Annotated in this window: 23 protein-coding genes; 13 read left to right on the forward strand and 10 right to left on the reverse strand. The window is 66.4% G+C overall.

Annotated features, from left to right (window positions below; all coding sequences use genetic code 11):
• The first annotated feature begins 25 nt into the window (after nt 1-25).
• The gene (locus ABZX86_RS12380) at nt 26-1,639 is read left to right on the forward strand and encodes an amidohydrolase (protein ID WP_355122856.1); all 1,614 of its coding nucleotides are present in this window, start codon (nt 26-28) and stop codon (nt 1,637-1,639) included.
• Nucleotides 1,640-2,942: 1,303 nt separating this feature from the next.
• Here ABZX86_RS12380 and ABZX86_RS12385 read toward each other — a convergent pair.
• Nucleotides 2,943-4,430, reverse strand: a complete 1,488-nt coding sequence (locus tag ABZX86_RS12385) for a DUF222 domain-containing protein (protein WP_355122858.1) — start codon at nt 4,428-4,430, stop codon at nt 2,943-2,945.
• A gap of 195 nt (nt 4,431-4,625) precedes the next feature.
• Here ABZX86_RS12385 and ABZX86_RS12390 point away from each other — a divergent pair, with 195 nt between their 5' ends.
• Nucleotides 4,626-4,976: a hypothetical protein gene (locus ABZX86_RS12390; RefSeq protein WP_355122860.1), complete on the forward strand. Its 351-nt coding sequence runs from the start codon at nt 4,626-4,628 to the stop codon at nt 4,974-4,976.
• Here the strand turns inward: ABZX86_RS12390 and ABZX86_RS12395 are convergent, their stop codons facing one another.
• Nucleotides 4,977-5,873: an alpha/beta hydrolase gene (locus tag ABZX86_RS12395; protein WP_355122862.1), complete on the reverse strand. Its 897-nt coding sequence runs from the start codon at nt 5,871-5,873 to the stop codon at nt 4,977-4,979. It abuts the gene before it with no gap.
• A gap of 116 nt (nt 5,874-5,989) precedes the next feature.
• On the opposite strand from ABZX86_RS12395, the gene ABZX86_RS12400 reads away from it, so the two are divergent.
• Complete coding sequence (locus ABZX86_RS12400; protein ID WP_355122864.1) at nt 5,990-7,264, forward strand: hypothetical protein; 1,275 nt, start codon at nt 5,990-5,992, stop codon at nt 7,262-7,264.
• A 4-nt stretch (nt 7,265-7,268) separates the two neighbouring features.
• On the opposite strand, the gene ABZX86_RS12405 is transcribed toward ABZX86_RS12400, so the two are convergent.
• Together ABZX86_RS12405 and ABZX86_RS12410 are read right to left on the reverse strand one after the other, a co-directional pair.
• Nucleotides 7,269-8,093 carry an SDR family NAD(P)-dependent oxidoreductase gene (locus ABZX86_RS12405; RefSeq protein WP_355122866.1) on the reverse strand — a complete coding sequence of 275 codons (825 nt, stop codon included), beginning with the start codon at nt 8,091-8,093 and terminating at the stop codon, nt 7,269-7,271.
• Between the two features lie 37 nt (nt 8,094-8,130).
• Nucleotides 8,131-8,544 (reverse strand): hypothetical protein, encoded by a 414-nt coding sequence (locus tag ABZX86_RS12410; RefSeq protein ID WP_355122868.1) that lies wholly within the window; start codon nt 8,542-8,544, stop codon nt 8,131-8,133.
• A 155-nt stretch (nt 8,545-8,699) separates the two neighbouring features.
• On the opposite strand from ABZX86_RS12410, the gene ABZX86_RS12415 reads away from it, so the two are divergent.
• Nucleotides 8,700-9,434, forward strand: coding sequence for a glutamine amidotransferase (locus ABZX86_RS12415; protein WP_355122870.1), 735 nt, complete (start codon nt 8,700-8,702; stop codon nt 9,432-9,434).
• A gap of 4 nt (nt 9,435-9,438) precedes the next feature.
• Here ABZX86_RS12415 and ABZX86_RS12420 read toward each other — a convergent pair whose 3' ends face one another.
• Nucleotides 9,439-10,311 (reverse strand): LysR family transcriptional regulator, encoded by an 873-nt coding sequence (locus tag ABZX86_RS12420; protein WP_355122872.1) that lies wholly within the window; start codon nt 10,309-10,311, stop codon nt 9,439-9,441.
• Between the two features lie 87 nt (nt 10,312-10,398).
• Here ABZX86_RS12420 and ABZX86_RS12425 point away from each other — a divergent pair, with 87 nt between their 5' ends.
• From ABZX86_RS12425 to ABZX86_RS12435, 3 genes are all read left to right on the forward strand, one after another.
• The gene (locus ABZX86_RS12425; protein ID WP_355122874.1) at nt 10,399-11,415 is read left to right on the forward strand and encodes a bile acid:sodium symporter family protein; all 1,017 of its coding nucleotides are present in this window, start codon (nt 10,399-10,401) and stop codon (nt 11,413-11,415) included.
• A 128-nt stretch (nt 11,416-11,543) separates the two neighbouring features.
• Nucleotides 11,544-12,872, forward strand: a complete 1,329-nt coding sequence (locus ABZX86_RS12430) for a putative glycoside hydrolase (protein ID WP_355122876.1) — start codon at nt 11,544-11,546, stop codon at nt 12,870-12,872.
• A 72-nt stretch (nt 12,873-12,944) separates the two neighbouring features.
• The gene (locus ABZX86_RS12435; RefSeq protein WP_355122878.1) at nt 12,945-13,178 is read left to right on the forward strand and encodes a hypothetical protein; all 234 of its coding nucleotides are present in this window, start codon (nt 12,945-12,947) and stop codon (nt 13,176-13,178) included.
• Between the two features lie 31 nt (nt 13,179-13,209).
• Here the strand turns inward: ABZX86_RS12435 and ABZX86_RS12440 are convergent, their stop codons facing one another.
• Both ABZX86_RS12440 and ABZX86_RS12445 read right to left on the reverse strand, forming a co-directional pair.
• Nucleotides 13,210-13,851 (reverse strand): cysteine hydrolase, encoded by a 642-nt coding sequence (locus tag ABZX86_RS12440; protein ID WP_355122880.1) that lies wholly within the window; start codon nt 13,849-13,851, stop codon nt 13,210-13,212.
• Nucleotides 13,852-13,858: 7 nt separating this feature from the next.
• Entirely contained in the window at nt 13,859-14,185 is a 327-nt protein-coding gene (locus ABZX86_RS12445; protein ID WP_355122882.1) for a hypothetical protein, read from the reverse strand.
• Nucleotides 14,186-14,307: 122 nt separating this feature from the next.
• On the opposite strand from ABZX86_RS12445, the gene ABZX86_RS12450 reads away from it, so the two are divergent.
• From ABZX86_RS12450 to ABZX86_RS12475, 6 genes are all read left to right on the forward strand, one after another.
• A complete protein-coding gene (locus ABZX86_RS12450) occupies nt 14,308-14,649 on the forward strand; it encodes a helix-turn-helix domain-containing protein (protein WP_355122884.1) in 342 nt (113 codons plus the stop codon).
• Nucleotides 14,650-14,711: 62 nt separating this feature from the next.
• Nucleotides 14,712-15,482, forward strand: coding sequence for an SGNH/GDSL hydrolase family protein (locus ABZX86_RS12455; RefSeq protein ID WP_355122886.1), 771 nt, complete (start codon nt 14,712-14,714; stop codon nt 15,480-15,482).
• A 130-nt stretch (nt 15,483-15,612) separates the two neighbouring features.
• Complete coding sequence (locus ABZX86_RS12460; protein ID WP_355122888.1) at nt 15,613-17,013, forward strand: lipase family protein; 1,401 nt, start codon at nt 15,613-15,615, stop codon at nt 17,011-17,013.
• A gap of 89 nt (nt 17,014-17,102) precedes the next feature.
• Complete coding sequence (locus tag ABZX86_RS12465; protein WP_355122890.1) at nt 17,103-17,756, forward strand: TetR/AcrR family transcriptional regulator; 654 nt, start codon at nt 17,103-17,105, stop codon at nt 17,754-17,756.
• Between the two features lie 60 nt (nt 17,757-17,816).
• Nucleotides 17,817-18,011, forward strand: coding sequence for a hypothetical protein (locus tag ABZX86_RS12470; protein WP_355122892.1), 195 nt, complete (start codon nt 17,817-17,819; stop codon nt 18,009-18,011).
• A 132-nt stretch (nt 18,012-18,143) separates the two neighbouring features.
• Entirely contained in the window at nt 18,144-18,977 is an 834-nt protein-coding gene (locus tag ABZX86_RS12475) for a hypothetical protein (RefSeq protein WP_355122894.1), read from the forward strand.
• Between the two features lie 71 nt (nt 18,978-19,048).
• Here the strand turns inward: ABZX86_RS12475 and ABZX86_RS12480 are convergent, their stop codons facing one another.
• The 3 genes from ABZX86_RS12480 to ABZX86_RS12490 all read right to left on the reverse strand — a co-directional run bounded on the left by ABZX86_RS12480 (nt 19,049) and on the right by ABZX86_RS12490 (nt 22,512).
• Nucleotides 19,049-19,525 (reverse strand): DUF5666 domain-containing protein, encoded by a 477-nt coding sequence (locus tag ABZX86_RS12480; protein ID WP_355122896.1) that lies wholly within the window; start codon nt 19,523-19,525, stop codon nt 19,049-19,051.
• A 93-nt stretch (nt 19,526-19,618) separates the two neighbouring features.
• A complete protein-coding gene (locus tag ABZX86_RS12485) occupies nt 19,619-20,266 on the reverse strand; it encodes a response regulator transcription factor (protein ID WP_355122898.1) in 648 nt (215 codons plus the stop codon).
• Nucleotides 20,263-22,512, reverse strand: a complete 2,250-nt coding sequence (locus tag ABZX86_RS12490; protein WP_355122900.1) for a hypothetical protein — start codon at nt 22,510-22,512, stop codon at nt 20,263-20,265. Before ABZX86_RS12490 ends, ABZX86_RS12485 begins: the two co-directional genes overlap by 4 nt.
• Between the last annotated feature and the right edge of the window lie 40 nt (nt 22,513-22,552).

Genomic DNA, 22,552 nt, shown 5'->3' on the forward strand with positions numbered 1-22,552 from the left:
CGGAGGGCGAGGCGAAGGAGTGATCATGCCGAATGACAATGCCGACCTGGTGATTCGTGCGGGAGCAGTGCACACGCTGGTTCCGGGTCAACCCGTGCAGCGGGCGATCGCGATCATGGGCGACCGGATCGTGGCGGTCTCCCCGGACCCGCACGGACTCGGCGACTGGATCGGCCCCGAGACCGTGGTGATCGACAGGCCCGAGGCGACAGTGCTGCCGACCTTCGACGACACCCACACCCACCTGATCATCGCCGGCAACAGCGCCCACGATGTGCCCGTCCACCTGGCAAACGATATTCCGCAGCTGCTCGGCATGATTCGGGAGCGCGCCCAGCAGACCCCGCCCGGTCAGTGGATTCGCACCACCGCCAACTGGCAGGAGATCAATCTGCCGGAGCGGCGCTTCCCCACCGCCGATGAGCTGGACACGGCCACCGATAAGCACCCGGTGTTCCTCATGCGCGGCGGTCACAATGTCGTGGTCAACAATCTCGCGCTGCAGCTGGCCGGAATCACGGCGGAGACCCCCGATCCGGCGGGCGGTCACCTCGGACGTGCCGCCGACGGCCGTCTCACCGGACTGGTGCAGGACAATGCCATTCCACTGGTAGCGCGACTGCTCCCCGCGGCCACCGCCGAACAGCGGGTCGAGGGCCTGCGCGCGGCCAGCCTCGACTACGCCGCCAAAGGCATCGGCCTGGTGCGTGATGCCATGGTTCCGGTAGACGATCTGGCCATCCTGCGCACGGCCATGGAGACGGGCAACCTCAATGTGCGAGTCCGGGCCATGGCCTCGGCCCTGGGCTTTTCGACCGTCGAAAGCGTCGACGAACTCCTGGACCGGCTCGAGCCGTGGCGCGACCGCTCCGACCCGTGGCTGTCGGTATGGGGTGTGAAATTCGGCCTCGACGGCGGTATCGAAGCCGGAGCCACCCGCGAGCCCTACGCCTGCGACCACAGCTTCTTCGGCTACCTGACCTGGGAGCCCGAGGTCCTCATCGCCGCCATGGACCGAGTTCTCCAGCGGGGCTGGAAGATCGGCACACACGCCTACGGCGACCGCGCCATAGAAACCCTGCTGGATGTGTACACCGAACTGCAGCGCCGCTACCCGGATCTGCCCACCGGATCACTCGTCATGGAACACGGTGGCCTGGCCGACACCGAACTACGCTCGCGCGCAGTACAAATGGGAATCACCGTAACCATCCAACAGCCACTCCTGCACGACGTCGCCCGCATCGAAGACACCTACTGGGGCCCAGAACGAGTCAACGCCCTCTTCCCCGCCCGTGGCTGGCTGGACCAGGGAGCCCTGGTCACAGGAGGATCGGACTACCCCGTAGGCCGCTACGGCGCCATGCGCTCGGTCTGGGGCATGGTCACCCGCCAAACGGTAACCGGAATACGAGGCCCGGAACACGCCATCACCACCGCCGAAGCCATCGCCCTCCACACCACCAACCCCGTTGCCTTCCTGGCTGATTCGGATTCCCGAGGCTCCCTAACCCCAGGCCGCCTAGCCGACCTGACGATCTGGAACCTAGACCCCACCACCGCCACCCCAGAGCAACTACAAGACCTGAACCCCACCCACACCATCATCGGCGGCCGCCTGATCCACCAGCCAACCTGACCCTGCCCGCCCATCCCTCTCGATCCACCAAAGTCCAACCAAGTCTTCGTCTTTCGTGTCTTGTTCTCGAGAACGCAACCACAGCCGGTCGCCCCCGCCGGTACCGCACAGCCCCTCCCAACTCCGGAAGGTCAACCGGGTACCCCTCCCCAAGTGCCCAGCACGGCCATCTCGGGCTTTGCCCGCACCCTCCTGCTGATCAACCCTGTCCGGGAAGCAAGAAACCCAGGTGCACCGACCGTTTCGGCATAGAGACCGTCTGCTGCCGGGGGATGGAGGATTCGAGGCCGAGACGGTCGGTGCACCTGGGTTGTTTCCATCGAAGGGTGGTGTTGGATCCCTGGGTGCGGGCAAAGCCCGAGATGGCCGTGCTGGTGGCGTCGGGTGGGGTACCCGATCTACCTTCCGCAGTTGGGAGGGAACCTGCGGTACCAGCCGGAAGGCTGGTTGTGGTCCGGTTTCAGAGACAAACCCGAAAAGACAAAGACCAGAAAGACCAAGGGCGCCTGGAGACAAGGGATCGAAGACCAAGAACATGAAAAGCCCAGGCTGGCGGCGCTCGTGGTGCTCGGGGGATCGGCGCTGATGGTGGTGGCGGGGTAGTGCGAGGTTTCGGGGGATCGGTGGGCGATGGCACGGGGGTGCAGGGTGATTCGGCCCGACTGTCGCATCGGCATGATCAGCCTGATGGTGTTTGTGGTGTGAAGCCTGCTGCGCGGGTGGGGTTCCGGGTCCCGGGTGGACTCATGGGCAGCGAGCTACGCCTGCTGCTGCTTGTCCATCCGGTGCGGGTTCCGCTGCGCTCGTTCACGTCGGCGGTCGGCGGGTGTGGAAACAATGGTTGGGCAGTATCTTTCGCATCGCTGGTGTGCGCTGCTGCGGTCTGCGGGCGTCAAGTCGGTGGGTGTCAGTGGGGAGAGTGAGGATCGGCCTGGGCTGCCGCTGTTGTCGCCGGTTCCGGTTCTGGATGATTGGGGTCGGCGGCCGTGAAACCTTGGTGGGCAACGCTTTGTCGTAGCACCGTCAGGATCGACTTGACGATGTCTGCGCCGGTGGCCAGGCTTTCAAAGAGCGCTGACAGGGTTCCGCTATTCGCGGGTGGGATGGGTTGTGGGCATCGCGTCCCCGGCTGCCGTCCCGGCCTACTGCTGCTGCCTGCCGCTCCGCTCGGCACGGGTTCCGCTGTGCTCGTTCACCTCTCGACGACCACTGCCCGTGGAACACTGCCCGTGCAACCTTGGTGGGCAACAGCTTGTAGCACCGTCAGGATCAACCTGACGGTGTCCACAAGGGGCGAGTCCACTTATTCGCGGGTGGGGGTGGTTTTGCGGGCATCGAGCCATGCTCGGCGTCGCTCGTGCTGCAACCGTTCCCGAGCCCGGATCTGGTTCAGGGCACCGGCCATCAGCTCACCGGTGTGGTGCAGGTGATTGACCTGCGGGGTGCCGGTGGGGTCGATGTGGGGTGGGGCGATCCACCCGGTCCGGCCCGGAAAATCCGTATCCTCGCCCATGACAATGGTTTTCCAACCACCGGGCCCGTCGTGGATCATGGCGTGGCACCCATCGCACGCGAGGGTCAGGTTGTCGATGTCGGTGGGTCCGCCTTCGGCCCACCCGGTGACGTGATGAGCGGCCGAGATCGAGGCGGGGGCGCTGCAGCCGGGTCGGGTGCAACCCTTGTCGGAGGCGATGAGCGCCAGTCGTTGTGCGGGCGTGGCCAATCGGTCTCGCCCGCGCCCCAAATACAGGGGCAGTCCGGCCTTGTTCAACACCACCAGCAAGGGTCGGGTTCCGGCGGCCAGTTCGAGGGCTTGGGGGATGGTCAGGGTGCCCCCGGTCGCGGTGGTCGCGATCCCGGCACCCCGCTCGAGGTCTTCCAAACGCATGACGATGATCGCTTCGACGGGCAGGCCGCGGTGGGAGCCGAGCTTGGGGCGGTCGAGCTGAAACCGCAGCACCGCCAGCAACGCATCATGGTTGCGTTGCGCCGCCGAGCGGGTATCACGCTCGGCCGCAGCCTTGAGCTTGGTGCGGTCGAGGGTGCGGTCGGCGACCTTCGGGCTGTCCGGATCGGCCGGGTTGCACATGCCGGGGCGGGCGAATTTGGCCAGCAACGGTTCCAGGACTTCCCGCAAGGGCTCGGTGATCTCCCCGATCAACGGGGACATTCCGTCGGCGCGTTTACGACCGAGGGTGAGCCCGCGCATGCGTTCGCGGTCTTTGTCCTGGGTGAGGGTGCCGTCGGGGTCGATGTTCGCCAGGATGACCTCACCCAGATCGAGCAGCTTGTCGGGGCTGCCGGTGCGGGCGTAGGTGGTCAGAACGTCTTGGGCGAGGTCTTTCTGGCCGGGGTCGGCGGCGCACGGGATGCGCTTGAGGATCTGCGCGATCCGGCGTACGTGATCGACGGAGATGTCTCCGGCGCGTTGGGCTTGGGCGACGTAGGCCAGTTCTGGTTCCAGGTCCCCGCCGAGCGCTGGTTGCGGGCTCAGTTGTTTGGCGGCGTTGACCCGCGAGGCCGCGTCGGCGTGGCTCAATCGCAGGGTTTGTTCGAGGAATTTGATCGGGGATGCTGATCCGGCGCGGGCCGCGAGGGAGCGGGTGCAGGTTTCGGTGACGAACCGGTGCTTGACGGCTTCGAGTTTGCGCATGCTGGTCTCGACCTCACGCATCACTGCGATGAATTCCTCATCCAGCAAGGGTGTGAGGGAGGCATCCAGGAGGTTTTCCACGGCGGTATCGAGTGCGTGTGCACTCGATACGATGGTGGATTCTCCCCCCGGATTCATACCTCTATTCTACCGCCGCAGATGAACCCGGGAAAGGCGAATTATGTTGTGATATAAGGATATTCAGACTGGCGGACCGTCCAGCCTCTTTCGCTTCCCTGTTCTTTCTCTTCTTCTTGTCCAGGCGTCTTTGGTCTTTTGTTCTTTGCTAGCCTTGGTCCCGAACACTTCAACGGCAACGGGAGGTCCACAACCATGCAGCTATCACAGGAACAACTTGTGGACCTGATCGGTGAAAAGGCATCTGCGGCAGCGGCGTTCGGTGAGCCTGTCACCGCCGATGGCGTCACTGTCATTCCGGTTGCCCGTGCATCCATCGGATTCGGTGGTGCGTCCGGCAGCATCAGCGGGGGTACCGAAGTGCGGCCGCTCGGCTACATCGAAATCCGCGACGGGGTAGTCCGTTACCGGCCGATTCGCGATGCTCGCACGCGTATCGTGCTGCCGCTCATCGCAATTGCTGCCGGATTCGCCGCACCGTGGCTGATCCGCTCCGTAAATATGCTTCGCGGCATCGGGATTCGTCGCCGGTCGGGCGTCGAATAGCTACTTGGTGCTTTCGGCCAGGTCGAGCAATCGCGCTCGCACCAGTTCCGGCCGTTCGTCGACGATGAAATGGCCGCAGCCGCTGACGCCTTCGAAGGTGTAGTCGTCGGCGCGTGCGGTGGCGGGGTCGGCGAGTGAAAAGTGAACGGCCGCATCGTTGATTCCGAAGAGGGCTCGGATCGGGATGGTTCCGCGCCGGCGCTCGGGGGTGCGGGCGGTGGCGGGGATTTCTTTGAGCCAGAAGGTGCGGTAGGTGTCGGTGGCGGCTCGGGCGCATACCGGATCGCGGAAGCGGTCGGCGAAGATCTGGACTATTTCGGGGCTTACGGCATTGCGGTCGCTCATGGCGGAGCGGATCAGCCATGGCAGGAAGCCGGTTCGCTGTTGCACGGGGACACCGGCAATGGCGATCAGGGGCTGATAGGTCAGGAATCGCCACAGCTGTCGCGAGACGACGCGGGTCGGCACCCAGGGGTGCGCCATATTCATCGCGAGGTAGCCGGAGAATCGGTCCGGCTCGCGCAGCACCATGCGGTATCCGATGAAGGCGCCCCAGTCGTGGCCGCCGAGCAGCACCCGCTCCAGACCCAGCTCGTCGAGCAGTGCGAACAGGTCCGAGGCCACATCCTCCTTGGCCCAGGGGTGCGGCGCGGGGCCGGACCAGCCGTAGCCGGGCAGGTCGGGCGCGATGATGCGCAGGCCCGCAGGCGGATCCGCGAGCAGATCCCGGTACGCGTAGTGGTGCTGCGGCCATCCGTGCAGTAGCAGGACGGGGCGTCCGCCGGGGTCGCCGCTCTCGGTCACATGGAATCGGACGCCACGCGCTTCGACGAACGACCTCCGGACTCCGGGTAGGGCAGGCGGCTCGGAAAGGACGACACCGGTGGATTCAGCCATACGGTCACGGTAGCCGGGCGTGTGGTGTGCCGGAATGCGTATATGGCGGCGATCTTGCACGTAACCTTGCAAAGAGAGTCTCCGGTCCGGCAGGCCGCTGATCCGAAAGGCCGTGTGTGGATCGACGACTAGTGCTCGAGTTGATCACCATTCCGCTGTTCACCGGCGTTATCGGGTACATCACCAACTGGACCGGCATTCTGATGTTGTTCGAGCCCATCCGGTTTCACGGCTTCCGGCTGCCGGGGCTGCGATGGGTTTATCCGTATCTGCCGCGCCGGATTCAGGTGCTGCCGCTGCTGTCCCACGACGGGCGGATCGGCTGGCAGGGGATTGTGCCGTCGCGGGCCGAGAAAATGGCCAGTATCGCCGTCGACAAGGGACTGTCCAAGCTCGGCAATATGTCGGACTTCTATCGGGAGCTGGACCCGGACAGCATTGCCGATCAGCTTGTCCAGCTGACCCGGCCGCAGATTCCGGCCATGGTGGCTCGCGTGATGGAGCGCCGCAATCCGCAATTGTGGTTCAACCTCCCCGAACCCGCGCAGGAGCTGGTGTATCGCCGCGTCGCGGATCAGCTCCCCGAGAGCGCCCACACCATCACCACGACGATCGGCGAACATATCGAGGAGCTGATCGACCCCAAGTGGATGACGATCCGCCACCTCACCGAACATCCCCGGCTGATCAACCGCATCTTCCGTGAGATCGCGGCCGCCGAACTGCGGTTCATGAAGAATTTCGGCTTCTACTTCGGCTATCCGATGGGCTTCGTCCTCGTCGCGATCCTGCACTACTGGCCGTACTGGTGGATTCTGCCGCTGGGCGGCGTGATCATCGGCTATGTCGTGAACTGGGTCGGCATCACCATGATCTACGAACCGCTGCACCCGAAGTGGTGGGTGCCGTGGCGGCAGGGGCTACTGCTCAAGCGCCGCAACGAGATCGCGGACGGCTATGCCGAAATCATTGCGGGCGAGGTCATGACGCCGCGCAATCTGGCCCGCGAACTGCTCACCGGACCCCGATCGGACCGCACCGCGGCCATGCTCGAATCGGTGCTCGGCGCCTCCATCGACAAGGCGGCGGGGCAGGCCAAGCCGGCGGTTCGCTTCTCGCTGGGCCGCTCCGGCTACGACCAGATCAAATCCGATGCGGCCCCGGAGCTCATGAGCCTGGCCAAGGTGGCCTTCGCCGACCCCAGCTTTCTGTCCACCCAGACCGTCCGCATCCGCGACTTCGTGGCTACGCAGATGCGCACGCTCGACCGCCGCGATTTTGTCGACCTGCTGCGCTCGGCCACCCGCCAGGACGAATGGCTGCTGTTCGTGCACGGCGCCGCCCTCGGTGTGGTCGGCGGGCTGATCCACCTGGCGATCTTCCCGGTGTGAACCGTCAGGGCCGCGGGGTGATCAGCTCGCGGGTGAGCGCATCGAGCGTGCGGGCCGCCGTGGGGTCGAATGCCCGTCCGGCCACATTGATTCGCCTGCCCTCGATGACCGCGGTGAGCGGATCGGCGGGCGGACTGTCGACCAGTTCGAAGATGGGCGCGGCGGCAACAGGAATCGGTTTGCCGTAGCGGCGCAGGTTTTCCACCATCAGCTGGGTGGCCCGGTCGTAGTCGCCGGTCTGCGCGGTGGCCGTGACACCGGGATGGACCAGCACATAGCGGGTCTTGCCGGTGGGGTACTGCTGCGCGTAGGCGACACCCAGCAGATCGTTGAGCTTGCCGCCCTGACCGAGCGCACCGCCGCCGGTGTAGTGCTGGGTGAGCTGAATATCGTTCCAGGACACCGCGGAGAGATCGCCACCCGGCCCCGCCACATTGACGATGACCGGCCGGGCGGCGCGCTCCAGATTCTCGTGGAGTTCGTGGCCGAACAGGAAGCGGCTGAGATAGAAATGCGCGAAGGTCGCTTCGATCCCGTCCTCGGTCTCGACGCGGTTCGAGCGAAAGAATCTGGCGCACAACACCAGTGCGTCGATGACGGGATAGCCGGCCCGAAGCTCGTCCAGGACCGCCCGGTTCTGTTCGAGTGAGCCGAGGTCGGCGGGCAGGAACACCCCGTGGCCGCCTGCTCGCTCCAGGAAAGCCTTGCCCTTCTCGGCATTTCGGCCGATCACCACCACCCGGTCACCCCGCTCGGCATACGCCTGAGCGAGGTAGCGGCCGATTCCATCGGTGCCGCCGGTGATCACGATCGTCCTCATCGCCGGCATGCCTCGAGTGTAGTCCTGCGCGCGAGTGCCGACTCCGCTATACGGGCACGATGGTGGCGACGATGGTTTTGATCGAATCGTCCGGAATGACGAAGGTTTCGGTGATGTCCACCGTCGCCAACCGCACCCCGAGGATGCCGGAGTCGAGCAGATAGCGGGTGGTCACCAGATCCCCGTCCTGCGACATCCGAAGATCGTGGATGCCCTGAATCACCGAATACTGCACGCCGTGGTTGAGATCCTCCGTCAATTGCGGTCCGGAGTAACCGGTTTGCAGTCCGGCCTCGACGCGCGTGGCATCGGGCGTGAATTTCACGGCGCCGGCATCGTGTGAAACCAGGGCGTCGATATAGGCGCGCGCCATCGCCTCTTTCGGGGTGATCGCGTAATCCGCCTCTGCCGCAGCGATTCCCGACCCGGCGACGAGCGCCGCCGCCACCGTTGTCGACAAAACTGCAACTCGTTTCAGTTCCATCCGCTCATCCTGGCGTAAACACCGCAACCCCGCAGCGGATCCGGCCACGCCACCGCGGCGAAACGGCCGAACAACGTGCGAACAGCGGATAAGCCGCGATTGCCGGGGCGCCGGGATTCATAATCTGAGCTATGCCGAAGCCGTGCCTACTCCTGCAGTTGCGGCCCGAGACGGCGGCCGCGGACGACGAGTACCGGGCCATTCTCCGCATTGCCGGACTGGACGCCGACGAGGTGGTGCGGGTCCAGATGGATCGCGGCTTTCCCGAGATCGCGCTCGATGAATTCGCTGCGGTCATCGTGGGCGGCGGGCCGAGCAATGTCGGCAGCCCGGAGGAACGTAAGTACGACTACCAGCGCAGGTTCGAGCCCAAACTCCGCAAGCTGCTCAGCGAGGTGGTCGAGCGGGACTTCCCCTATCTGGGCGCCTGCTACGGATTGAGCATTCTGGCGGACGTTCTGGGCGGGCGGGTCAGCGATGAGCGGTACGGGGAGAAGACCGGTGCGCAGACCATCGAATTGACCGATCTGGCGCGTGCGGATCCGCTCGTGCGCGATCTCCCGCGGACCTTCCGGGCCTTTGCCGGACACAAGGAAGCCTGCCAGGGCACCCCGCCGGGAGCGGTGCTGCTGGCGCGTTCGGCGAACTGCCCGGTGCAGATGATCCGGGTCGGCGAGCACGTGTACGCGACGCAGTTCCATCCCGAGCTGGACGGTGACGGGCTCGCGGTGCGCATCGAAATCTACCGGCACGCAGGCTATTTCGATCCCGAGGAGGCTCATGCCCTCACCGAGCTCGGTCATCGGGAGTCGGTGCCGGTCCCGGGTGAGATCCTGCGCAGATTCACCGCCCGCTACCTCCGCTAGCGTTTCACCACCCGGGGCGATCGCCGTGCTTGAGGCGGTAGGTGTTCTCCACGATCGCGCGGGTGAGGGCCCGCTCGGGCGGGGTCTGAGCGCGGCGCGGTGAGTGGATGAGGATGAACTCGATACTGGACGGTCGCGGTTCGGGCAGTCCCGATACCGGGTACAGATCCGGCGGCAGCAGGCTTTCGCTGTGCACGACGAACCCGAGTCCGGCCAGGACGGCCGCGCGAAGTCCCAACTGGCCCTTGGTGGTACACGTGATCCGGTAGTCCAGGCCCGCGTGTTCCAGCGCCGCGAGCGCGGATTCCCGGGACAGCCCGGGCGGGGGATAGGTGACGATCGGCACCGGCCGGGTGAGATCGGGGACGACATCGGCCGGACCCGCCCAGACGAAACGGTCCTCGAAGACGAGTTGCCCGTGCCGGGTGCCGGGCCGGCGTTTGACGAAGGCCAGATCGAGGCGGTCGGCACGCAGTTCGGCGTGCACCTCGTCGCTGAGCCCGATATTCAGTTCCAGATCCACCTGCGGATACGCGCGGCGGAATTCCAGCAGGATGGACGGCAGGGCCTGGGAGACCAGATCTTCCGAGACGCCGAAGCGAATCCGGCCGCTCAATTGCTCACCGTCGAAGAAGCGCACCGCCTCGTCGTGCGCGTCCACAATGGTGCGCGCGAAGCGCACCAGGGCCGCGCCGTCGGTGCTGAGGGTGACCGAATGGGTATCGCGGACGAACAGTTCGCGGCCGAGTGCGGATTCGAGCTTCTTCACATGCCCGCTGACCGTCGGCTGGCGCAGGCCCAGCTGGCGGGCCGCCTGGCTGAAGCTGCGGTAGTGCTCGACGGCGAGGAAGCTGCGCAGCAGTACGGGATCGAGCATGACGGGTCCGCCTATCGCGATACGTGATAGCGAATATAGCTCATATCGCGTTCCGCAATGCCCTGCCGATCCGTAGCGTCGCGGTTTGTGAAGGTGCTGAGCAAGTTCCACATCGACGGATTCATTCTCGGTCTGCTGAGCATGGTGGTCCTGGGTGCGGTACTGCCCGCCTCCGGCGCGGCCGCCGACGTCCTGGGCTGGGTCACCAAGGTCGCCATCGCCCTGCTGTTCCTGCTCTACGGCACCCGGCTCTCACCCGCTGAGGCGTGGGCCGGGCTGCGGCACTGGCGACTGCATCTGACGGTGCTCACCGTGACCTTCGTGATCTTCCCGGTGCTCGGCTTCGGACTGTGGCTGCTGGGCCGCGGCTTCCTGCCCTCCGATCTGCGCACCGGCGTGCTGTTCCTGTGCCTGGTGCCGTCCACCGTGCAGAGTTCGATCGCCTTCACCTCCATCGCGCGCGGCAATGTGGCCGCCGCCATGGTCAGTGCCTCGGCCTCGAATGTGCTCGGCGTCGCGCTTACCCCGCTGCTCGTCGTGCTGCTCATGACCACCAGCGGTGAGGTGCACATCGGCGCGGGCGCGATCATCGCGATCCTGACCCAGCTGCTGGTGCCGTTCCTGGTGGGGCAATTGCTGCGCCCGCTGGTCGGGCCATGGCTCGCGCGGCATCAGCCGATCGTGAAGAACGTCGACCGCGGCTCGGTGCTGCTCGTCGTCTACACCGCCTTCAGCGCGGGCACAGTGGAGGGCATCTGGCAGGCGGTGCCGCCCTGGCGCATTGCCGAGGTCGCGGTGATCTGCGCCGTTCTGCTGGCAGCCGTGCTGACCATTACCGGTGGCCTGGGCAAACTGCTGGGCTTCGCACTGGCGGACCGGATCGTGGTGACCTTCGCCGGTTCGAAGAAGAGCCTCGCCTCCGGGCTCCCGATGGCGGCGGTGCTGTTCGGTGGTCAGTCGACCGCGCTGATCGTGCTGCCGCTCATGATCTTCCACCAGATTCAGCTGATCGTCTGCGCCTTCCTCGCACCGCGATTCGCCCGCAAGGCTGAGATTGATACCGAGGTGGTGACGCCTGAACTGGCCGTGGCGGCCGGACAGTAGCGACACGATCTTCGTTATTGTCGAACTCTCCTGTCGGCCAACATTTTTCGGCCGATCCTCGATAATCACCCGCGGTGCGTACCCCTGCGGCAGGATAGTCGGGGAATTCGAGCGAGAGTTGGTGCGCGGTGCTGAAGCGGGTCCCGGCCGGTAGGCGTTGGCGCCTGCTGGTTCTCGTCGCAGTGGTGGTGGTTGTTGTCGGTGGTATCGCCGGTTTCCTGCGCGCGGGGCCCGGGCCCTCGCATGCCGCGGCGCAGCCGCTCGCGCTGGAAGTGACTGCGCCGGAGACGGTGCCGTCCTATCACGCGCCGATCACGCTGCGCGGCAAGGCGACCGGCGCGAAGAGCGTCGCGGTCGGGGGACAGTCGATCACACCGGGCCCCGACGGTTCGTTCGAGGTCACGCTGCCGCAACTGCCGGTCGGTGCCGCGGTGGTCGCGACGGATGCCGACGGTAGGACGACGACCCAGCCCGTCACCACGCGCGCCGAGGTGCCCCGGATTCGGGCGGTGCATGTGACCGCGTACGCGTGGGCCTACCAACCCATGCGCGACGATGTGCTGACTATGGCGCGGGAGGGGCGGATCGATACCGTCCAGCTCGATATCAAGGATGAGGACGGCGTGGTCGGCTACGACTCGCAGGTGCCGCTCGCCCGGCAGTCCGGGGCGGCGGCGGGCATCTATGACGCCGGGTCCGCGCTGAAGACCCTGCACGATATGGGTATTCGGGTGGTGGGCCGAATCGTCGCCTTCCGCGATCGCACCATGGCGGAGTGGGCCTGGCACGCCGGGCATCCGGACTGGGTCATCCAGAACCCTTCCGGGCAGCCGTATTCCAGCGGTTACGGGTCCATTGCCTTCACCAATTTCGCCAGCCCCGAAATGCGCCGGTACAACATCGATCTCGCGGCCGAGGGCGCGCGGCTGGGGTTCGACGACATCATGTACGACTACATTCGCCGCCCCGACGGGCCGCTGTCGAATATGGTCTTCCCCGGCCTCACGGTGCCGCCGAGTGTCTCCATCGCCGACTTCCTGCACGAGAGCCGCGATCCGGTCCGGGCCGCGGGCGCTTTCCAGAGCGCGGCGGTCTTCGGCATCGCGGCGACGCGGCCGGACGAGATCGCCCAGGACATTCCGCTCATGGCGCCCAATCTCGATTACGTCGCGCCCATGCTCTACCCCTCGCACTGGAATGCCGGTGAATACGAGGTGGTGAATCCCAATGCGCAGCCGTACGACATCATCTTCCGCTGTCTGCAGGATTTTCAGCGCCAGGTGCAGGGCACCGGAGCCAAAGTCGTGCCGTGGCTGCAGGACTTCAGCCTGGGGGTGACCTACGGCGATGCCCAGGTCCGCGCGCAGATCGCCGCGGCCGCGGCCCAGGGCATCCCGAGCTTCTTCCTGTGGAATGCGGCGGTGAGCTACCATTCCGGCGCGCTGGACCCGGCCTGATCGGCTTTCGGCGGGCTGCGGGGGATAGTAGCGGGTAGATAACCGACCGGTCGGAACCCGCAAGGAGTGATCATGAGCAGCCCTGAAAAGCAGTCCATCCTCGCCCGCGTCTCGCCCACTCAGTGGGTGGCACTGGCACTGACCGTGCTGGCCGTCATCTTCGTCGCCGAGAATCGCACCAAGGTCTCGATCGAATTCCTGCTGCTCACCATCAGCTCACCGATGTGGCTGGTGCTGTTGGTGCTGTTCGCGGTCGGCTGGGTCGCGGGCCTGCTGACCGCCCGCCAGCGCCGCCGGTCTCGCTAGCCGTCCGGTAGACCCTGCGGTTCCCGGGTGCTCAGCCGCGGCTCATCAGTTCAGTGAGGGTGGCGGTGTCGGTGGTGCGGGAGCCGCCCGCGAAAGCCAGTGTGGCGTAGGCGCGTTCGGCTGCCTCGAGGTGGCCGGTGCCGCAGGCGTCGGTGACCAGCATGGGGAGGTAGCCGAGGTCGGTGGCGTGGCGGACGGTGGGTTCGATGCCCACCTCCAGGGCAATCCCGGCGATGGCGAAGCTGTCGATTCCCAAGTCGCGCAGGGCGATATCCAGCGGGGTGGCGGTGAAGGCCGACATGGTGATCTTGTCGAAGACGATCTCGTTCGGGCCGGGGGTGAGCTCGGGCGCCAGCTGGTACTGCGGTGAGCCCTGCGGGAACGCGGCATGCACCTCGTTGACGCTGTCCACGTGCTGCCACTCCATGGCGGTGCGCAGCTGGGCGACGCCCGCCGCTGCCACCGGGATCGACATATGCCGGGTGTAGAAGATTCGGAAACCGTTCTCCCGCGCGGTATCTCGCAGTCTGCGGCAGGACTCGACAATGCGGTCGCCGTCGGGAAGCTGGCGGACGATTCCGACCTGCATGTCATAGATCAGCAGCGCCATGCGCGCCGGATCGCAGGCATCCTCGACGGTCTGCGGAATGGTCAGGCCGTAGGCGTATTGCACGTCGGCCTCACTTGGTCCGGTCGTAGGGCTCGGCCACATCGACGGCCGGATCCATCAGCGCCTCGAGCGGCAGCGGGGCCATCACCGGGACATAGGTCCACTCCAGGAACCCCTTTTTGGAGAGCGGGAAGTCGTCGATATACCGCTTGGCCTCCTCGACGCTGTCCACCTCGAACACGATCACCACCCCGGGTTCGTCGGCGCGCGCGTAGTTCTCGCGCACAATGCCGGCCTTCCAGAGCCGCCACACATTGGCGACCTCCTCGGGGAGGAACGGGGTGATGGTCTCGAGGGTGACGCCGGGCTTGAATCGGTCGAAAGTAATGACCTTCATGGGTTGTGAACTCCGTGTCCGCGAATCGTGCTGCGGCCGTGCGCCGCAGTCCAGAGTCCATGGAAGCCCGATGATTACAGTGTTACAAGAACGCACTTTTCGGTAAGTACCGGAGGCCAGACATGCCCGTGAAGCGCTACTACTGCCCGGTCGAGGTGACCGTCGATCTGATCGGCGGCAAATGGAAGCCGGTGATTCTGGCGCACCTGAAAGAGGGGGTGCGGCGCTACGGGGAGTTGCGCCGGCTGATGCCGAGCACCAGCGAGAAGATGTTGATCCAGCAGTTGCGCGAACTGGAGGCGGCCGGGCTGGTACGCCGCACCGTCTTCGGTACCGTCCCGCCTCAGGTCGAGTACGACCTGACCGAGGAGGGCTGGAGTCTGGTGCCGGTGCTGACCGCCCTCTACGAGTGGGGCGAGAAGCGGTGTGAGCGAACCGGCATCACGGTCGAACTGCCACGGTGACGATCTGGCCGTAGCATTCGGACCTGTCGCGCCCTCGCAGGAGAGTCAACGTGGAGTCGAAAATGCCATCCGCACCGTTGTTCACCCGCTTCGTCGCACTGGGGGACAGTCAGACCGAGGGGATCGGCGATCCCGACGGCAATGGCGGGCACCGCGGCTGGGCGGATCGGCTGGCGGGCACCCTCGCCACCGTGAGTCCCGGTCTGCGCTATGCCAATCTGGCCGTGCGCGGCCGCCGGGCCGCGCAGATCCGGGCGGAACAGCTCGGTCCCGCGCTGGCGCTGCGACCGGACCTCGCCGCGGTGGTGGCGGGCATGAACGATGTCATTCGGCCGCGCTTCGATCAGGCCGCGGTGCTCGCCGATATCGAGGCGATGTTCGCCGCCCTCACCGGTGTCGGGGCCCGGGTCATCACCTTCACCTTCCCGGATATCGGCAGTGTCGCTCCAGTGGTGCGGCCGCTCTCGGGCCGGGTGCGGGCCTTGAACGAGCGCCTGCGCGCCCTGGCCGCCCGGCACGAGGTGACGCTGATCGATTTCGAGCCGGTTCCGGCCACCGCGCATCGGGACGCGTGGGCGGAGGATCGGCTGCATCTGAGTCCGCTCGGCCATACGCTCGTGGCCCGCGCGGTCGCGGACACGCTCGCGCTGCCCGGATCCGATGCCGAGTGGCGGCAGCCGCTGCCGCCGCTCGAACGCAGCCTGCCCGCCGCGCTCACCGATGAACTGCGCTGGGCCTCCCGGCATCTGGTGCCCTGGGTGGGACGCCGCCTGCGCGGCGAATCCTCCGGTGATGGTGTGGTTCCGAAGCGACCGGAGATGACGCCCGTCTGAGCCCTCACTTCCGGTCGCTTCGGAACCGCACAGCAGTTTCCGCCAAATTTTCATGCTTCATCTGACGGGTTGGACAGTCTGCGGACCATCTGAAAAGATCTCTTACCAATAAGGGTAGGAGGGCGGAATCATGAACGTGCGCAAAGGTGGGCGCGTCTTGGTCGTGGCTGTCATGGCGATAGCGGGAGCGTGGACCGGTTTCGGTTCGACGGCGGCGACGCCGGAGGTGCAACCGGCCGATATTCGAATTGAACCGGCGCCCGCGCTCACGCTGCCACCGGAATTGGACGACTTCTATCGACCGGCGGCGGGCGTGGTCGCGGCGGCGCAACCCGGCGAAATTCTGCGGGTGCGGTCGATCAATCCGGCGTTCTTCGGTGTATTGCAGCTGAATATCGATGCGTGGCAACTGCTTTACCGGACCACCGATAGCCATGGTGAGCCCATTTCCACGGTCACCATGATTCTGCGACCGCGCGGTTCCGCACCGGAGGGCGGGCGCAAACTGCTGTCCTATCAGATCGCCGAGGACAGCGCGGCGCAGTATTGCGCGCCGTCGTATGTGATCCAATCCGGTGCGATTCCGGCCGATTACGTCAATGCCGCCGAGACCCTCATCCCCATTGCCGCGGGTGTCGGCCAGGGCTGGACCGTCGCACTGCCGGACTACGAGGGTCCGAATTCGGCCTACGGCGCATCCCGGATGAACGCGCAGGCCACCCTCAACGGCATTCGCGCCGCGGAGAATTTCGAACCCGCGCAGCTGAGCGGTCCGAGCACTCCGGCCGCGCTGTGGGGATACTCCGGCGGCACCATTCCCAGCTCGTTCGTCCCGGAGATCAAGGACAGCTACGCGCCGGAGTTGAATATCGTCGGCGCGGCTTCCGGCGGCGTGGCCCCGGCCGACTTCGCAACAGTGGTGCGGCACAATAACAATGGCGTCTACGCGGGCCTCATCTCGGCCGCCTTCGCAGGGATCGCCACCGAATATCCGGATATGCAGCGGGTGCTGACCGAACGCGTCGATCTGCTCGGCCAGTTCGTGCTGGCGTCGAAGAAGGTGCTGTGCCATCCGGAGGGTGCGGCCCTGTTCCCCGGATTCAACTACCTGGGCACGTTCCAGGGCGCGGATCCCTTGCAACTGCCCGAGATCCGGGAGGCGATCGCGGACAATACGCTGGGACAGCGCACTCCGACGGTGCCGATCTACTTCTATCACGCGCAGAACGACGAGCTGATTCCCATCGGCGGCACCGACGCGATCATCGACAAGTACTGCGCCGAAGGCGCTCCCAGCGTCACCTACGTGCGGGAATTCGCCGCCGAGCACATCTCCGGTGTGCTCACGCACCTGCCGGGGGCGTTCGATTGGCTGCGGGATCGGCTCAATGGTGTTGCCGCGCCCGCGGGCTGTTCGATCACCAGTCCGACCACCACGGTGACGGATCCGCAGTTCGCGCAGGCGCTCTCGGAGATCCTGCCGCCCATGGCGCAGGCGTTGGCCGGGCAGGCCATCGGGCGCACCGGTTAGGTCGGCTCTCGGGAATCCCCTCGTCATCCCAGTCAAAGCAGGCCGAGATGACGGGGTGGGTGATGTCAATGCCTGGGTAGGATCAGCCAATGGCGCGACAGCGGGACGACGCGGGTACTCGCCGCAGTTATGGTGGCCTGTCCAGCGAGGAGCGGGCGGCGCAGCGGCGGGAACGACTGCTCGAGGCAGCGCTGGAATTATTCGGCACCCAGGGTTATGCGGCGTCCCCGATCGAGCGGTTGTGCACCGAAGGCGGTATTTCCACCCGCAGCTTCTACGAGGAAATGGGAAGTCGCGAAGCACTATTGATCGCACTGGTCGATCAGATCACTTCGCGAGCGGTCCAGCGGGCATTGGAAGTGCTGGCGAATGTGCGTGATCAACCGCTGACGGTTCAGGTCGCGGAATGCGTTCGCGCCTACCTCGAGGTCACCTGTCACGACCGGCGCTCGGCGAAGGTCTGCTATGTCGAAGTGATCGGAGTCAGCTCCGCGGTGGAGGATTGGCGGCGGGAAAAGCGCCTGCTCATCTCCGGAATGCTGGCGCGGGAGGCCGAGCAGTCGGCCGCGCGCGGTGAGATATCCGCGCGGCGGTTCGACCTGTTCGCGCTGGCCATTATCGGTGCGGTCAATTCACTGGCCCAGGAGCTGGTGCAGACGACTGATCCGGGCGCCGAGATCACTCTCGACGAAATCTGTGATGAGATCGCGTATCTCGTGAATTACGGACTGTCCGCAAGCTGAAAACAGCGATCCAGCCGGCCTGGTTCGATCGGTGGCTGAAGAACGACCACAACGCAGTTGGTGTCCGACCGGCCGCAGGACGCGGAGGGTTCGGATCGACTGAACTTCAGCCCCTTCAGCACCGGCACGATCTGCAATGCGTCGTTCTCGCGCAACTTCTCCCTGCTCGGCGGTGTGTACGACGTGCAGCGCAACGGCGGGGCGGCATCTTTCCTGAGGGCGCCGCCGGCGGGGGTCTCGACGATGCAGGGCTGAGTGCGGGTTCAGCTTGCTGCCGTATTCTCGGCGGAAGCTCGCCACGCCGGGGTTGTCCTGCACCCGGCGTGGCGAATACCCGTGATCGCCGCAGTCGAAATAGGTGCCTTGTCGAATCGTTGGACGGATCCGGTGCGCACGACCGTTGATGAAGCGCGGGTCGGCGTGCACGCGCGCATTCAGAAGTACCTGAACTCCGATTACGGTTCCGGTCCGGTGCCGCCCTCGCTTGAGCCGGGCCACGGACTGTGGCGATCGGTCGCCGACGAGGTGCGGTGGTCGTTCACCGGTTCGCGGCACTGGCTCGAAGGTCTTGCCGCCAATATCGTGCTGTCGCTGCTGTATCTGCTCATTTCACCGCTGGCGGGCAGCACCACGCACCGGCACGGGATGGTGATCCTGGTCGGCACCTACTTCGCCACCTTCATCCTGGCCGATGTCACCACCACCAATGTGCTCGGCGTCGATGCGCACCGGGTGCAGCTGAGCACCGCGCAGGGGACACCGCTGCGCCGGATTCTGCTGATCAAGAATTTGGCGCTGCTGGTCATCGTGGGCCTGCCGACGCTGGCCCTGACCGCGATCTTCACCATCGCCGACCAGCGGCCGAAATCGCTGGAGTTGACGCTGCCGGAGGTGGCGCTACCGATCCTGGCGTGGCTCGGCATCGGCAATATCGTGTCGGTCCTGCTGGCGGTGCCACCCCTGACACTGGCCCAGCGCTGGCGGGAACGGTTCTCCTGGCGCACGGCCGGCTGGATTCTGCACCTGGCCCTGCCGTACGGCCTGTACTACCTGGTGGCCCCGATCGACGGGACCCAGCGCGAGGTGCTGTTCCACCTCGGGCATCACGTAAGTCCTTGGCTGCGTGCCGATCTGCACGCACTCGTCGGGCTCGCCGTCTGGGTGCTCGGCACCGTGATCGCGCTGTACATCGTGCGCCGACGCGGGCTGCGGGTGTACTGAGTTCGATGCCGACGCGACGGGCGGTGTGCCGCCCGCCGCCGCACGAATCAATGAGAGTTAGGAGTTGCGGCCTAGCCGGGCACGGGGGTGGTGGCCGGAGTCGACGGATTGGTGCGCGTGCGCGCCGCGGCGATATGGGTGGCGGTGATGGTGTCGCCGGAGACCTGCCCCTCGATCATGACTTGATCGCCGACCGCGAACTGCTGCTGGGTCTCGGGCTTCATCTTATTGCCGAATACCGTGGTGGGGGTGATGGTGACGGTCTCGGTGCCGCCGTCGCGCTTGGTCACCGTCCAGGTGCTCGCATTCTCGGTGGCGATGGCGCCGGCGATGCCGTCGCCGCGATGCCCGCCCGGCGTCTTGGTCGAGCTGGTGGACGAGGACGGGGCGGGTGCGGCGCTATTGCTGCCGGACGAGCCGCAGGCGGTCAGGGTCACCGCGCCGATGATCGCCAGGCCGGCGCCGCCGACGATGAGGGTCTTGCGGCGGCCGTTGCGCGGCTGGTTGACCGGTTCGGCGGGGCTCCCCGAGGGGGTCGAGTGTGTCATGAGCGCAACGCTATCCAGCGCCGGTGGGAGGTTGCTGAACGCCGACTGCCAGCTTGCTCCGCACTCACCGTGAGAACCCTGGCAGGGTGGGTCCTACAGCTCGTCCGTACTGATCAGTCCGTCACGAATGGCCCGGGCGACCAGCGCGGCCTTCGTCGGCGCGGACCGACCCACCGCGGCGTACTTGGCGCGAATGCGTTCCAGATAGGTGTTGACCGTACCCGGGGTAATGAAAAGCTGTTGGGCGACAAGAGCTTTGGATTCGGTCTGGAACCAGGCCAGCAGTACTTCGCGTTCCCGCTGTGAGAGCTTCGGCCGGTCGTCGCCATCGGTGCTCATGGCGCGGGCCATGGTCGGGCTCAGATACGGCCGCACCTCGGCCGCCGCATGCAGGGCAGTGATGAGGTGTTCGCGGCCTTCGGTTTTCGACAGATAGGTGACTGCGCCGAGATCGAGGCAGTCCCGGACCAGATGCGGTTCGGTGTGCTGGGAGTAGACCACGACCCGGTGGCCGCGTTCGCAGATCGCCCCCAGCGCACCGAGATCCGGTGCGCGCTGGTCGAATTGGAGATCGAGGACAACGGCGTCCAGCTCGCCGCGATCCGGCCCGGTGGCCGTCAGAAATGCGGCGGGCTGCGGATAATCGTCGGCCACCGCGATCGGCGGCTCCGCCGCGGCGCACCAGCCCCGCACGCCGTCGCAGATCAGCGGATGGTCATCGATGATGGCGATCCGGATCATCGGGCGGCTCCTTCGGTGTCGAAACGGTGATGCATTCGCGCCCAGAGCAGTTCACCGGTGGTGACCAGCTGGGTGTCCACCGCGGTCGCGGACATGCCACTGAGGCGGTGGAGTGTTTCCGGCGGGCAGTCGCCGAGCGTGCTGACGGTGCAGCCGGCGGCATCGGCGGTCACCACCACACGTGCGCGGGATCGACTGGCATCCAACATCATTCGGGTGGCAGCGACCAGGTGGCCGCGGACCTCGTCGGGCAGCTCCCGATCCGCCGGTGCGGATTCCACGGTCACCGCCACCCCGCGCCGCTCGGCATCGTCGATACCGGAGCGCAGATCCGCGAGCAGGGGATGGCCGACGCCGTCGCCCTGGGTGAACAAGCGGCGCAGCCGGGCGTATTCGGTGCGTGCGGTGGCGCGCACGGCCGGATCGTCCGGCGCCAGGGTGCCGTCCGCGAGGCCGCGCAGCAGCGGCGTGAGCTCGCTCAGCAACTGTTCGTAGCGGCGGCGGCATTCCAGTTCGGTCATGCGCGCGACCGCCTCGACGCTGCGATCGCGCAGGCGCTCCCGGTGCAGTCCGGCCGCCGAGCGCGCCACCCGATTCAGGGTGGCGGCGAACCAGGCGACAAAAATCTGCAGGAAGAAGATGGCCGCGGTGTGATATCCCAGCACGGTGGCGGTACTCCACCCGGGAAGCCGTGCCAGCACCAGCCCGCACACCAGCACCCACCAGATGCTCAGTGCCGACAGCGAAATCAGCGGCCGCAACCGGAAGCCGAGCGCGACCACCGCCCAGCCGGAGGCGCCGATGGACCAGTTCGCACCGGCCAGCACATCACCCGCGGGCAGCAGCGCGGTGAGTGCGAGCGATCCCGCGACCGCGGCGGTCATCAGCGCCAAGGTGGTGCGCTCCCGTCGCCGCGGCGCCAGGGCGGCCAGTGCGCACGCGACATTCACGGCGACCAGCAGTGCGTTGATCGCGGCGGGCGGGGCCGGAGCCGCCTCGGTCAGCACCGATTGCAGCAGCGTATCGGCGACGGCGATGCCTACGATTCCGTAGCCGAAGCTGCGGCCGAGCCGGTCGACACCCGCCGAGGCGGCCGGCTCGTCGAACGAATCATCTGCGGTGGCAACGGGTTCGGTGGCAGGCCAGCTGAGCCTGATTTCGGTGCCCCGCCCGACGGCACTGGTGACCTCGGCGGCGCCGCCGGTGGCGCGCAGTCGCGCGACGATCGAATTGCGGATGCCGTAGTGCTCGTTCCCGGGCCGATGGTCGAATCCGATGCCGTCGTCGGTGATGACTATGTGCCCCGGTTCGGCCGTGATGACAACGGCTTTCGCCCGGGCGTGCCGGTCGATATTGGTGAGCGCCTCCCGTGCGGCGGCGGTGACGGTCCAGGCCGGCGTGCTCGGAGTGGGCAGCGGGCCGCCGCACCGGAGCGTGACCGGTGTCGCGCATTCGGCGGTCAGCTTGCGCAGCAGTTCGGCGAGATCGACGCTGGAATCATCACCGGGCGTGGGTATTCCGGCCTCCAGGACGGTGAGGTCGCGCGCCGCCTGCCGGGCGATGCGCTCCGGATCGGCGGCCGCGCCCTGGCCGACCATCAGCAGGGTGGCGGCAGCGGTGTCGTGCATGACCGCCCACTGTTCGCGTTCGTAGCGGCGGCGGGCCGCGGCGACATCGCTCGCGATGCGCGAATCGGCTGCGGCCGTGACGGTGTGATCGTGCACGGTGGCGGCATGCAGCATCAGCCGGCGCTGCCCGATCGCGAGCAGCCACTCCACCAGCAGATAGGCGACCGCCAGATCGGTGAGGAAGCTGATCGGCGTCAGACCGGGCGTGAAACGGTTGGCATGGTAGAGCAGCAGCAGGATCAGCGCGGTCACCGCCGCCGATACCCGCACCCGCTCCGCCATGCCGACCGAGATCACCGTTGCCGCCACAACTTTCACGTCGATGAGGTTGTCGGTGGCCACACCGGAGGCCGCGACGCTGACCGTGCCGAGCAGGTAGATCGACACCACCGCGACATCGGCCGCGGTCCACCAGGGTCCGATGCGATGGCCCCACAGCCGCATCGCGGACCACACCGCCAGCAGCACCGTCACCGCGGTACCCGGCTGTGTGCTCGGCGCTCCGCTCGCCAGGTGCACCACCGTGAGAAGCAGACAGCAGACGTGCCGGAAGCGGATGGCGAGCCACATGGCCTCCTGCGCGACGCCTGCGCGGGTCGGATCGGCGTCGCGTAACACCCGGTCAAGGTACCGGACCTGCCGGGAACGAGCATGGCAC

It is taken from the genome of Nocardia sp. NPDC006630, assembly GCF_040611495.1.
In the GTDB taxonomy this organism is placed as follows: Bacteria; Actinomycetota; Actinomycetes; order Mycobacteriales; family Mycobacteriaceae; genus Nocardia.